This window comes from Pseudomonas sp. JE3303, assembly GCF_056312565.1.
On sequence record NZ_JBWGIF010000011.1, the window covers coordinates 208398 to 221743 of the forward strand.

Here is a 13346-nt window from a genome sequence, read left to right on the forward strand (position 1 = left end):
GGGGACGCGCCAACGAAAAAAGCCCGTGACCAGGTCACGGGCTTCCAGTTGCCAAGCCGCGAGGGTCAGGCGCCCTTGCCGCTGGCCATGGAGGGACTCGCCGGAACTTGCACGCCACGGCGCCGGCTCAGGGAGATGAGCAGGATGGTCAGGGTCACACCTGCCGTCATCAAGGTTTCATAACGGTAGGCATCGCTGAACAGCATGTACCCTAGGACCATGACGATCACCCCGATCACCAGCCAGGTCAGCCAGGGGAAAAGCCACATCTTCATCGCAAGCTCGGTGCCATCGCGCTCGGCGCGGGCACGCATGCGCAACTGCGACACGGCGATCACCAGGTACACCAGCAGCGCGATGGCGCCGGTGGTCGAGAGCAGGAAGCCGAACACCTTGCCGGGGAACACGTAGTTGACCAGGCAGCCGGCAAACCCCGCCAGCGTCGACAGGATTACCGCCACGGTGGGCACGCCGCTGCCGGAAATGCGCTTGACCATGCTCGGTGCCTCGCCCCGTGCCGCCAGCGAATAGAGCATCCGCGAAGCGGTATAGAGACCCGAGTTCATGCAGCTGGTCACCGCGACCAGGACGACCAGGTCGACCACCAGCTTGGCGCCTGGCACGTTCAGCACCTCCAGCGCCCGCTGGAACGAGCCCACTGCCTTGAGACCCGGGTCGTTCCAGGCCACCAGCGACACCACCAGGAAGATCGATGCCAGGTAGAAGATGCCGATGCGGTAGACCACCAGGTTGGTGGCGCGGCGGATCTTGTCCTTGGGATTGGCCGTCTCATCGGCAGCGATGGTGACGATCTCTGCGCCGAAAAACGAGAAGATGGTGATCAGCACCCCGCCCAGCACAGTCCCGAAGCCATTGGGCATGAAGCCGCCATTGGCCCACAGCTGACTGACCCCGCGGGTTTCGGCCAGCGGCCAGAAGCCGAAGATGGCAAGCGTGCACACCACGATGAAGGCCACGATGGCAATGACCTTGACCAGCGCGAACCAGTACTCGAATTCGCCAAAGTTCTTCACGCTGACCAGGTTGCTGCCCGACAGCAGGATCATGATCAGGAAGGCGAACAGCCAGGACGGCACATCCGGGAAATAGGTGTGCAGGATATCCGCGCCAGCGATGGCTTCGACCGGAATGATCAGTACCCAGAACCACCAGTACAACCAGCCGATGGTAAAGCCCGCCCAAGGCCCGATGGCCTCGGTGGCATACGTCGAGAATGAACCGCTGTTGGGGTTGGCGATGGCCATTTCGCCCAGCATGCGCATCACCAGCAGCACCAGCAGGCCGGTCAGAGCGTAGGAGATGAGGATGGCCGGGCCGGCCGTGGCGATGGCGTTCGACGAACCGATGAACAGGCCGGCGCCAATGATGCCTGCGATGGAGATCATGGATACCTGGCGGGAGGTCAGGCCATGTTGCAGCGAACGCTGCTTGTCTTGTTGTAGCGATGCCATTCAAAAACCCTCAAGTGGGTCGGCCGCACGCAAATGCGACTGAAGCTGGAGCAGATTTCTTGTAAGTGGGTAGTGCGAGGTTCTTGTTATTACAACGTTTTGTGATCGTTGAGACGGGTCAGTTTTAATCCAAGCACGCAAGGCTAACAAACGACCTTTTCGACGCACATGATTCCTCTACGGAATGATCTTCATCCATGACGCCGGGAAACAGCTCGAAGCGGGCCGACGGCGGCGCGACAGCCCCCAGTGCATCCCCGACAAAAATCAAGGGACTGGCGGGAAGTTCGATATTTTCCGGAATGATTGCAATCGGATAATTCGTTTGCACGACGGCAGCTCGACGCGCTTGGATAATAAGAAACTCGAACAAGGTATGCGTGCGCATGAATCAGGAAAGTATCAGCCAGTCCATCGGCATAGTTCACCCGATCACACTTTCCCATGGCCGCAACGCCGAAGTGTGGGATACCGCTGGCAAACGCTACATCGACTTTGTCGGTGGTATCGGCGTGCTCAACCTGGGCCACTGCAACCCTGCGGTCGTCGAGGCGATCCAGGTCCAGGCATCACGCCTGACCCATTACGCGTTCAATGCCGCGCCCCATGAACCCTACCTGCAGTTGATGCAACGCCTCGAGCAGTTCGTCGGACTCAGCTACCCCATGGCCGGGATGCTCACCAACAGCGGCGCGGAAGCAGCGGAAAACGCCCTGAAGGTGGCTCGCGGCGCCACTGGCAAGCGGGCGATCATCGCCTTCGACGGCGGCTTCCATGGACGCACGCTGGCGACCCTGAACCTGAATGGCAAGGTTGCACCGTACAAGCAGCGGGTCGGCGAGCTACCGGGCCCGGTGTATCACCTGCCCTACCCCAGCGCGGATACCGGCGTGACCACCGAACAGGCGCTCAAGGCAATGGAGCGGCTGTTCAGCGTTGAGATCGCCGTGGAAGACGTGGCGGCGTTCATTTTCGAACCCGTGCAGGGCGAAGGCGGCTTCCTGGCGATGGAACCGGACTTCGCCCAGGCCCTGCGACGCTTCTGTGACAGCCACGGAATCCTGATCATCATCGACGAGATCCAGTCAGGATTCGGCCGTACCGGCCAGCGCTTCGCATTCCCGAGACTGGGCATCGAACCCGACCTCTTGCTCCTGGCCAAGAGCCTGGCCGGCGGCATGCCACTGGGTGCGGTGGTCGGCCGCAGGGAGGTGCTGGGAAGCTTGCCCAAGGGCGGCCTGGGCGGCACCTATTCGGGCAATCCCATCGCGTGTGCTGCAGCCCTGGCGAGCCTTGCGCAAATGACCGACGACAACCTTGCCACCTGGGGCGAACGGCAGGAGCAGGCGATTGTTTCCCGCCATGCACGCTGGAAGGCTGGCAACCTGTCGCCGTGGCTAGGGCGGCTGACAGGCGTCGGTGCCATGCGCGGCATCGAGCTGGTCGACGCCGATGGCAGCCCAGCGCCCGCGCAACTGGCCCAGCTGCTGCAATTGGCACGTGACGCGGGGCTGCTGCTGATGCCCAGCGGCAAGGCGCGGCACATCATTCGGCTGCTGGCACCTCTGACCACCGAGCCGCAGGTGCTCGAGGAGGGCCTGGACATCCTGGAACGCTGCCTGGCCCGCCTGGACTAGGCCTTAGAGGCCCAGCTCCTCAGGGGTGAGCATGTCGTTCTCGAAGGCGATCCAGCCGCCTTCGAGCTCGGCGTGGCCGTTGACGATCGGCCCGTAGTAGGTCAAGCCGTTGTCAAGGGTGACGCAGATATGGCTAGCCTTGTCCGGCGCGGCCAGGGTGCCGATGAAGTGCACCTTTTTCAGGGTCTCGGTGACCGCTTCCAGGCCAATGCGCTGATTGAGGTTCTCCACCGCTTCGACCTCGCCGCTCCCCTCGTTGCTGACGGTTACGGTGGCTGTGTAGTTGTACATGCATTGACTCCAACGGCAGGAAAAATGGGCGCCCGGTGCGCCTGAGGTGCGTAGGGTAACTGGAGGAGCGTCTTGTGTCGCGATCGACGAGATGTCCCACCCCGACATAGCCTTGGCCCACCCAGGCTGTTAAGGTGCCCGCCGTCAACTGCCACACCCAACGAGGACCGCCGAGTGAGCGCCGAACAACCCCTGATCGCCGACCTGTTCGAGGTCGACAAACGCCTGAGCCTCAAGCCGGTGGTGGACTTCAACAACTACCTGCGCAATGCCTTCGGCGACGGCGCCTGCCGCTGCAACCGCTGCCATGAAAGCGGCGGCGACGAGAGCACCTACACCCATCGACACAGCTTCAGCCTCGATGGCCGCCCACTGCACCGGCGTTTTGCCAACACCGCTGGCAGCGATGTGCTGATGGTCCTGAAGAAGGCCTGGCTGTCCTACACCAAGGCCGAGCTGAACCCGATCGGCGTGCTCGACCTGTCCACCGTCAAGACCTTCACCGACTACTCACTGCACCCGCGCCTGCTGGCCCTGCTGCCAGCCAGTGGCCTGGCGCGTGAAGTGGACGGCCAGTGGCTGATGCAAGCCCAGGTCGACTGACAGGCCGGCGATGCGCGCCAGCGCGGCTCAATACCCCTGGCGCCCATGCAGCAACGCCCTGCCCTTCTCCAGGTAGGTATTCATTTCATCCTGCGGCACCATGCTGCCGCCCGTCGCCCAGACCAGGTGAGTGGCCTTGGCCATGTCCGCTTCGCCCAAACCCAGCCGCTGCCGATAACCCTGCGTCTCCTGCAGCACACGGCCCATGCCCGGGACCCCCGCCAGCGCCGAGGGCTCAAGCACCAGTCCTTCGCTCAGCTGTGCCAGCGCCAGCAGACGAAACAGCTCTGCATCGCTGACCGTGTAGTACCCATCGACCAGGCGCTCCACGGCTCGCCCGACAAAACCGGACGGCCGCCCCACCGCCAGGCCATCGGCGGCGGTGTGGTTGTCCAGGCCGAAGTCATATACCGACACCTGCTCATGCAATCCGGTATAGACCCCGAGCAGCATGCACGGCGAATGGCTCGGCTCGGCGAACAGGCAATGCGCCGCATCGCCAAAGGCCTGCTTCAGGCCAAAGGTCACGCCGCCTGGACTGCCGCCTACGCCGCAGGGGAGATAGACGAACAGCGGATGCTCGGCGTCGACCAGAATCCCAGCCTGTGCCAGCTGCCCGCGCAACCGCTCGGCCGCGACTGCATAGCCGAGAAACAGGTCGGTGGAATATTCGTCGTCGACGAAGTGGCAATGGGGATCGCCGTCGGCTTCGCGCCGGCCTTCAGCCACGGCCACGCTGAAATCGGCGCTGTACTCCCGCACTTGTACGCCACAACTGCGTAGCCGGTCCTTTTTCCATTGCCGGGCATCGGCCGACATGTGCACGGTGGTCCTGAAACCCAGGCGCGCGCCCATGACGCCGATCGACAGGCCGAGATTGCCGGTCGAACCGACCGCAATGGCGTACTGGCCAAAAAAGGTGCGCGCCCGTTCGCTGTCGAGCAGGCTGTAGTCATCGCCCGGTTGCAGCAGGCCGCCAGCCAAGGCCAGGTCTTCGGCGTGCTTGAGCACTTCGTAGATACCACCACGGGACTTGATCGAACCCGATATCGGCAGGAGGTTGTCGGCCTTGAGCCACAGACTGCCACTCGGCTCGATGTCCAGTTCGTCGCAGAGCGCCGCTTGCAGCTGGGGGATCGGCAGCAGTGGCGATTCGATCACGCCCTGCCTGGCAGCCGTCTCGGGAAATGCCGAGGCGATGAACGGCGCGAACCGCGCCAGGCGTTCGCTGGCGTCGGCGATATCGGACGTGCCCAGCGGCACATCCGCAAGCGCCTCGGCGCTCGGGGCTACGGCCGGATTGAACCAGGTCACCGGCGCATGCCGCGCCAGATCGGCGATTACGGGGTGCTCCCGGCACCAGGTTTCAAGCGGTATCCGAAGGGTCATGCGCTGTTCTCCATGCATTCGACAAAGCGCGACACGAATCGGTCAGCAGGATCATCTGCCTCTGCTACCTTGGGGAAACCACTGCCGCGCATTTCACCCGAAGGTGATTCCATCATGGCCCGCACAACCCCCATCGAGCTCTACCGCAACATTGGCATCGTCGCCCATGTGGATGCCGGCAAGACCACTACCACTGAACGCATCCTGTTCTACACCGGCGTGAACCACAAGATGGGCGAGGTGCATGATGGCGCGGCAACGATGGACTGGATGGCGCAGGAGCAGGAACGCGGCATCACCATCACTTCGGCAGCCACGACGGCGTTCTGGCAGGGCTCGGCCAAGCAGTTCGCCGACAAGTACCGATTCAATATCATCGACACTCCCGGCCACGTCGACTTCACCATCGAGGTGGAGCGATCGCTGCGGGTGCTCGACGGCGCCGTGGTGGTGTTCAGCGGCGCTGACGGGGTCGAACCGCAGTCCGAGACAGTGTGGCGCCAGGCCAACAAGTACCACGTACCGCGCCTGGCCTATATCAACAAGATGGACCGCCAGGGCGCGGACTTTCTGCGCGTGGTCAAGCAGATCGACCAGCGCCTGGGGCATCATCCGGTACCGATCCAGCTGGCCATTGGCGCCGAGGAGCAGTTCATCGGCCAGGTCGACCTGGTGAAGATGAAGGCCATCTACTGGAACGATGCCGACCAGGGCACCAGCTATCGCGAAGAGCCGATCCCTGCCGAACTGCAGGCCCTGGCCGACGAATGGCGCGCCCATATGATCGAGGCCGCGGCGGAAGCCAACGACGAGCTCATGACGCTCTACCTCGAAGGGCAGGACCTGAGCATTGAGCAGATCAAGGCCGGCCTGCGCCAGCGTACGCTGGCCAACGAAATCGTGCCGACCATCCTGGGGTCATCGTTCAAGAACAAGGGCGTGCCGCTGATGCTCGATGCGGTGATCGACTATCTGCCGGCACCCAGCGAAGTCCCGGCGATCAACGGCACCGACCCGGACCACGAAGACAAGCACCTCGAACGCCACGCCGACGATAACGAGCCGTTCTCGGCCCTGGCGTTCAAGATCGCCACGGATCCCTTTGTCGGCACCCTGACGTTCGCCCGCGTCTACTCGGGGGTATTGAGCTCCGGCGATGCGGTGCTCAACTCGGTCAAGGGCAAGAAGGAGCGCGTCGGGCGCATGGTGCAGATGCACGCCAACCAGCGCGCCGAGATCAAGGCCGTGTGCGCGGGCGACATCGCTGCCTTGATCGGCATGAAGGACGTGACCACGGGCGACACCCTGTGCGACCTGAACAAGCCGATCATCCTGGAACGCATGGACTTTCCCGACCCGGTAATTTCCGTGGCCGTCGAGCCGAAGACCAAGGCGGACCAGGAGAAAATGGGCATTGCCCTGGGCAAGCTGGCCCAGGAAGACCCGTCGTTCAGGGTCAAGACTGACGAGGAGACCGCGCAGACCATCATTTCCGGCATGGGCGAGCTGCACCTGGATATCATCGTCGACCGCATGCGCCGCGAATTCGGGGTCGAGGCCAATATCGGCAAGCCGCAGGTGGCCTACCGCGAGAAGATCCGCAACACCTGCGAGATCGAGGGCAAGTTCGTCCGCCAGTCCGGCGGGCGCGGCCAGTATGGGCATTGCTGGATCCGCTTCGCCCCTGGCGAGGAGGGCAAGGAAGGACTTGAGTTCATCAACGAGGTCGTCGGCGGTGTGGTGCCGCGCGAGTATATCCCGGCGATCCAGAAAGGCATCGAGGAGCAGATGCGCAACGGTGTGCTCGCTGGCTATCCGCTGATTGGCCTGAAAGCCGCCGTGTTCGACGGCTCATACCACGACGTCGACTCCAACGAGATGGCTTTCAAGATTGCCGCCTCAATGGCCACGAAGCAGTTGTCGCAAAAAGGCGGCGCAGTGTTGCTGGAGCCGGTGATGAAGGTCGAGGTGGTCACCCCCGAGGATTACCTGGGCGACATCATGGGCGACCTCAGCCGCCGTCGCGGTCTGATACAGGGCTCGGAGGACAGCCCTGCGGGCAAGGTCATTCGCGCTGAAGTGCCACTGGGCGAAATGTTCGGCTACTCCACCGACATGCGCTCGATGACCCAGGGGCGGGCGAGCTATTCGATGGAGTTCACAAAGTACTCGGAAGCGCCGGGCAATATTGCGGAGGCGATCGTGAAGAAGAATCGGGGGGGATAGGCTGAAGGCTATCGGCCCCCCATGGCATCAACCGTGCTCGCCGGCCCGGCGCAGCAACTGACGGCACCGCTCCGAAAGGTGTACCACCCGCAGGTGCTTACCGGCTTTTGCATAGCGCTCGCGCAAGGTCTGCAGCGCGGCAACCGCCGAATAGTCGACAAAACTCAGGTGCCGGCAATCCAGCGTTACCCGTGCCGGGTCGTTTGCCGGGTCGAACTGGTTGAGAAAAGGCGTGCTCGAGGCAAAGAACAGCGTCCCGTGTATCTGGTAGACCTTGCCGCCCTCTTCGTCCAAGTGACTGTCGGCATACAGCTCGCGCGCGTGCTGCCAGGCGAAATTGACCGCCGCGATGACGATCCCGAACAGCACGGCGGTGGCCAGGTCCGTAAACACGGTCACCACCGTTACTGCGATGATCGCCAGGACGTCACTGACCGGCACCTTGTGCAGTACCCGCAGCGAGGCCCATGCAAACGTCTGCTGGGCAACCACGAACATCACCCCGACCAGCGCCGCCAGTGGGATGCGCTCGATCAACGGCGACAAGAACAGCACGAACAGCAGGATCATGACTCCCGCCACGACACCCGAGACGCGACCACGGCCACCGGAGCTGAGGTTGATCACAGTCTGACCAATCATTGCGCAGCCGCCCATGCCGCCACACAGCCCCGACACCATGTTGGCCGCGCCCAACGCCACGCATTCACGATCGGGAAAGCCGCGGCTTTCAGTGATTTCGTCGGTCAGGTTGAGGGTCAGGAGGGTTTCCAGTAGCCCGACCATGGCCATGAGCACCGCGTACGGGGCGATGATCTTCAGCGTTTCCAGGCTCCAAGGCAGCTCGGGCCAGGCCAGCTGTGGCAGGCCACCGGCAATGTGAGCCATGTCGCCCAAGGTACGCGTCGGCAGGTCGAACAGGTACACCAGCAGGCCGACACCGAGTATGGCCACCAACGCCGGGGGTACGGCACGGGTGAGGCGCGGGAGCACATAGACGATGAACATGGTCAAGGCGACCAGGCCCAGCATCAGGTACAGCGACGTCCCGCTCAGCCAGTGCTCGCCAGCCTTGAAATGCTCCAGCTGGGCCAGGGCAATGACGATCGCCAGACCGTTGACGAAGCCGAGCATCACCGGATAAGGCACCAGGCGCACCAGCTTGCCCAGGCGCAGCAGGCCGAACAGCATCATCAGTACCCCGCCCAGCAGCACCGTGGCCAGCAGGTATTGCACGCCGTGCTGCACTACCAGCGCGACGATCACCACCGCCATTGAGCCGGCCGCGCCGGAAATCATGCCCGGGCGACCGCCGAACAGCGCGGTGAGGGTGCAGATGATGAAGGCGCCGTACAGACCCATCAGCGGGTTGAGGTGGGCGACAAGGGCGAAGGCGATGCACTCGGGCACCAGCGCGAAGGAGGTGGTGAGGCCGGCAAGCACGTCGGCGCGGAGGCGGGCTGGTTTCATGCGGATCCTGTGGCGTGTCCCGGGCAGCAGTAGCCCGGACGGGAAAAAAGAGCGGGGATGTTACGGAATTTGTCTGGTGCGGGCCAGCCGCACACGCCTCAGCGCACCCGCTCACGACTCTGCACGGCCAGGTCCAGCGCGCGCTGCATGTCCAGCCGGGCCGAGCGGCCGAGGTCCGGGTGATGCAGCAAGCCGTTGCGCTCGGAGGGCAGGATCGGCGCGGTCAGGTCTTCGGCGTCCATGGCTTCGAAGTCCTGTTCTGTGCCCATCGTCAGGGCGCTGCGCCTTAGCAGCATGCGTATCTGTTCGGGGGTCAGTCGCGGATTGATCGACAACATGGTGGCCACGGTAGCGGTCACCAGCGGGGTTGCGTAGGAGGTGCCGCAGTGCGCGTCCTTGTCGGCGGCGGCACGAATGCAGGCGGCGGCGCTGATGTCCACGCGCATGTCGATGTTCGAGCGGGTGCGCTTGACTACATGTGACGGATCCTGGACCGGCGTTGACCGGTCGCTGCGCTGGTGACCGCCGACCACCAGCAACTGCTCGGTGACGAAGGACGAGGGCAGCCGGTATTCGTCCGTGCCGGACCACGAAGCGCCATTGCCTGCCGAGTTGATCACCAGAACATCAGGATGCTCCTTTCGCAGCCACAGGAAGAACTCCTCGAGCAGCTCCTCGTACCCGCTCATGGCCAGGCCCGAGCGGACCAGCGAGTCGACCTCGTCCCCTTCGATGTTGCGGGCGCCGACGCGATGGATGCCCCAACTCCAGTTGAGCACCCGCACACCGTCTTCCACGAGGTTCACGGACGCTGCGACGTTGGCGGTGATGCCGGCATCGGAGTTGCGTTCGACAATGACCTCGAAGCCTGGGCTGGAGGGGCCTAGGCCAGTCAGAAAACCACCCTCGGTGCCCTCGCCTTTCGCCGCAAGGATGCCCGTGACATGGCTGCCATGGCCGTCGGCTCGATTGCCATCGCGCGCATAGACGCAGGTCTGACCTGCCGTGCAGCTGTTCCGGTATGCACTGAAAGCCGGCGTGTCGAAATCGATATCACGCTCGATCACGCCAATCCGTATCGGCTGCACGGGCACCCTGGAGGCGGGGATGCGCCTCTGGTAGTAGTAGAGGGCATCCGTGAAGCGATTGGCGGCCCACTCATCATCCTGGCTGGCTGTCCCGGCCGGACGGGGCTCGCCCTCCTCGCCCCGCTCGGGCGCGGACTCTTCGACAACCACCGCATCGACACTGGTTTCGCTGCCCATGCGCAGGATCAACGCATCGCGCTGCTCCAGGTCACGGGCGGGCAGGCGCAGCTGGTAGACGTTCAAGGGCGGGATCGCGCCCACTACCTTGGCGCCGTACTTCTCGGCAATGCGGCGGGCTTCCTGCAGGCCGTCATGCTGTTCTTCGATCAACAGACTGACCAGATCGAGGTAGGTGGTCAGGCCGTCCATGTTCTTGGCCACTTCATCAGGGCCGGCAGCGACCACATGGCTGGAGCGCTGGGTGAGCCAGACCGGGTTGCTGCGCTGGTTGCCGGCTTCCAGCCAGAGCGGGGCGCTGTGCGTGGCTGCCTTGGCAAGCTCCAGCTGCAGTTGATCACCGTGGCGCTGGATGCGGTCCTGGGCCAGGCGCCGCTCGCCGAGCCAGACCGTGGGCGTCGTCTGGCCGAGGCCCTCGGTATCCAGGCACCAGCGTGGCGAGTCCTGGGCTAGCAGGTCGCCACAACGTTGCAGGTGCTTGATGCGCAGGGTGTCAGCCGCAGCGAGCGAGGGCATGAGCAGGCAGACCAGCAGGACGAGACCTTTCATGGGGCGGCGACCGTGGGGGCAGGTCATGTTGCGACTGTGCCTGCGCGGCAAAGGTTCAGGTGGTGGTTGCTTGCCAGCGAAGAGGCCCGCACAGGCCCCAGTGATCTGCGATCATGTCTACATCACTTGTGGAGACCTCGCCATGCGCTCACGCCCCCTCCTCGCTTCCCTGCTGCTCGCGACTACCTTTGCGGCCCAGGCCGCGCCCGATGTACTTCCGCGACGCCTGATGATCAGCGTCGACAACACCGACAGCAACGTCCAGGACACCCATGGCAAGGGCCGTGTCATACGCTATGGCACCACCAACCGTGATGGCGGACTGATGCAGGTACAGGCCATCGAGGGCAAGCCGGCGCTGATCCAGGTCGGCCAGAGCGTGCCCGTCACCAGCAGCAGTCCGGACGGCTACGGCGGCATGCAGAGCTACACCGAATACCGCAACGTGACACAAGGCTTCTACGTTACCGCGAACCTTGATGGAGACACCGCCGAGGTCGCGATCAGCACCAATAATGACCGGATAAACCCGGAACGTGCTGATGTAGTGAACGTGCAAAGTACCGACACGACTGTGAGAGGACCGCTTGGCGAATGGATCACCGTTGCCGGATTCAACCGGCAAAGCCAGGCAGATCGCAGCGGGTCGAGCCGCAGCTACAGTACCCAGCGCGGCGATAACATGACATTGCGCATCAAGGTCGACGCCCTGGACTGATCCAGGCACTTCAAGGCCTCGACCAGAGGCCTTCAAAATGACCACCAAGTCGCATTAGACCAAAGATGTAGTGCCAGCAAAAAAGCACTACAAAACATTTGACGACCTCTTTTGGCGAAGGCATGATGGCCCCGCTCCCTGCTGATCAAGGGCCCTGGACAGGGCCTTCGAGCCGCATTGCAAGTGTTGAGCACCCTCTACCCAAGACCGATGCGACGAGGTTATTTTCCATGGCACTGACACGCGAACAGCAAATTGCAGCCCTTGAGAAAGACTGGGCCGAAAACCCGCGCTGGAAAGGCGTGACCCGTACCTATACCGCCGCTGATGTCGTCCGCCTGCGTGGCTCGCTGCAACCAGAGCACACTCTGGCCCGGGCAGGTGCAGAGAAGCTGTGGAAGCTGGTCACCCAAGGTGCCCACCCTTCCTTCCGTCCCGATAAGGATTTCGTCAACTGCATGGGCGCCCTTACTGGCGGCCAGGCAGTCCAGCAGGTGAAGGCCGGCATCCAGGCCATCTACCTGTCTGGCTGGCAAGTGGCCGCCGACAACAACTCGGCCGAGTCCATGTACCCGGACCAGTCGCTGTACCCGGTGGACTCGGTGCCCACCGTGGTCAAGCGCATCAACAACTCGTTCCGCCGCGCCGACCAGATCCAGTGGAAAGCCGGCAAGAACCCAGGCGACGAGGGCTACGTCGACTACTTCGCGCCGATCGTCGCCGACGCTGAAGCTGGGTTCGGCGGTGTGCTCAACGCCTATGAGCTGATGAAGAACATGATCGAGGCGGGCGCCGCGGGCGTGCACTTCGAAGACCAGCTCGCCTCGGTCAAGAAGTGCGGTCACATGGGCGGCAAGGTTCTGGTACCGACCCAGGAAGCCGTGCAAAAGCTGGTAGCTGCCCGCCTGGCGGCCGACGTCGCCGGAGTGCCGACTATCATCCTGGCCCGTACCGACGCCAACGCCGCCGACCTGCTGACCAGCGACTGCGACCCGTATGACCAGCCGTTCGTGCTGGGCGAGCGTACCCGCGAGGGCTTCTACAAGGTGCGCGCCGGCCTTGACCAGGCCATTGCCCGCGGCCTGGCCTACGCGCCGTACTCCGACCTGATCTGGTGCGAAACCGCCAAGCCCGACCTGGACGAAGCCCGCCGCTTTGCCGAGGCGATCAAGAAGGAGTACCCGGACCAGCTGCTGTCGTACAACTGCTCGCCTTCCTTCAACTGGAAGAAGAACCTGGATGACGCGACCATCGCCAAATTCCAACGCGAGCTGTCCGCCATGGGCTACAAGCACCAGTTCATCACCCTGGCCGGCATCCACAACATGTGGCACGGCATGTTCAACTTGGCACACGACTACGCCCGCAACGACATGACCGCCTACGTCAAGCTGCAGGAGCAGGAGTTCGCCGACGCAAGCAAGGGATACACCTTCGTGGCGCACCAGCAGGAAGTGGGCACGGGGTACTTCGACGACATGACCACCGTGATCCAGGGTGGGGCTTCGTCGGTGACGGCGCTGACCGGCTCGACGGAGGAAGAGCAGTTCCACTGAGTGTGATCAGCCCAGAGGGCCCGGCCTTGCAATGAGGCCGGGCCTTTTCCTTTGTGGCGCCGCCCTTCGCTGCGCGAAGGAGGCGGCCACCGTCTATGCTCTTATTCACACCCATTGAAAAAACATTGATCCAGAACGGTGCAGGCGTGGTCCAGAAGGGGTAGAACCTG

9 protein-coding genes and 1 pseudogene are annotated in these 13346 nt (G+C 63.3%); 5 read left to right on the plus strand and 5 right to left on the minus strand.

The genetic code is table 11. The features are described 5' to 3' along the window. Positions 1–65: 65 nt before the first annotated feature. Positions 66–1472, minus strand: a complete 1407-nt coding sequence (locus tag AC0ZZU_RS17200) for an amino acid permease (RefSeq protein ID WP_476342320.1) — start codon at positions 1470–1472, stop codon at positions 66–68. Positions 1473–1858: 386 nt separating this feature from the next. Between AC0ZZU_RS17200 and AC0ZZU_RS17205 the strand changes: the two genes are divergently transcribed. Continuing rightward, positions 1859–3109: a 2-aminoadipate transaminase gene (locus tag AC0ZZU_RS17205; RefSeq protein ID WP_476342321.1), complete on the plus strand. Its 1251-nt coding sequence runs from the start codon at positions 1859–1861 to the stop codon at positions 3107–3109. A gap of 3 nt (positions 3110–3112) precedes the next feature. On the opposite strand, the gene AC0ZZU_RS17210 is transcribed toward AC0ZZU_RS17205, so the two are convergent. Continuing rightward, on the minus strand, positions 3113–3400 hold the full coding sequence (locus AC0ZZU_RS17210; RefSeq protein WP_476342322.1) for a hypothetical protein: 288 nt from the start codon (positions 3398–3400) through the stop codon (positions 3113–3115). A 174-nt stretch (positions 3401–3574) separates the two neighbouring features. Between AC0ZZU_RS17210 and AC0ZZU_RS17215 the strand changes: the two genes are divergently transcribed. After that, a complete protein-coding gene (locus AC0ZZU_RS17215) occupies positions 3575–4003 on the plus strand; it encodes a hypothetical protein (RefSeq protein WP_476342323.1) in 429 nt (142 codons plus the stop codon). A gap of 27 nt (positions 4004–4030) precedes the next feature. Here AC0ZZU_RS17215 and dsdA read toward each other — a convergent pair whose 3' ends face one another. After that, entirely contained in the window at positions 4031–5392 is a 1362-nt protein-coding gene (gene dsdA / locus AC0ZZU_RS17220) for a D-serine ammonia-lyase (RefSeq protein ID WP_476342324.1), read from the minus strand. Positions 5393–5506: 114 nt separating this feature from the next. Between dsdA and fusA the strand changes: the two genes are divergently transcribed. Beyond that, entirely contained in the window at positions 5507–7618 is a 2112-nt protein-coding gene (fusA, locus tag AC0ZZU_RS17225; protein ID WP_476342325.1) for an elongation factor G, read from the plus strand. 27 nt (positions 7619–7645) lie between these two features. Here fusA and AC0ZZU_RS17230 read toward each other — a convergent pair whose 3' ends face one another. Together AC0ZZU_RS17230 and AC0ZZU_RS17235 are read right to left on the minus strand one after the other, a co-directional pair. Next, positions 7646–9088: a SulP family inorganic anion transporter gene (locus AC0ZZU_RS17230; protein WP_476342326.1), complete on the minus strand. Its 1443-nt coding sequence runs from the start codon at positions 9086–9088 to the stop codon at positions 7646–7648. Between the two features lie 98 nt (positions 9089–9186). Beyond that, the gene (locus AC0ZZU_RS17235) at positions 9187–10902 is read right to left on the minus strand and encodes a S8/S53 family peptidase (protein WP_476342328.1); all 1716 of its coding nucleotides are present in this window, start codon (positions 10900–10902) and stop codon (positions 9187–9189) included. A gap of 208 nt (positions 10903–11110) precedes the next feature. Here AC0ZZU_RS17235 and AC0ZZU_RS17240 point away from each other — a divergent pair. Together AC0ZZU_RS17240 and aceA are read left to right on the plus strand one after the other, a co-directional pair. Next, positions 11111–11620 (plus strand): annotated as a pseudogene (locus tag AC0ZZU_RS17240) (secretin N-terminal domain-containing protein); the annotation flags it as partial. A gap of 230 nt (positions 11621–11850) precedes the next feature. Beyond that, positions 11851–13176: an isocitrate lyase gene (gene aceA, locus AC0ZZU_RS17245; protein WP_158459168.1), complete on the plus strand. Its 1326-nt coding sequence runs from the start codon at positions 11851–11853 to the stop codon at positions 13174–13176. Positions 13177–13346: the final 170 nt, after the last annotated feature.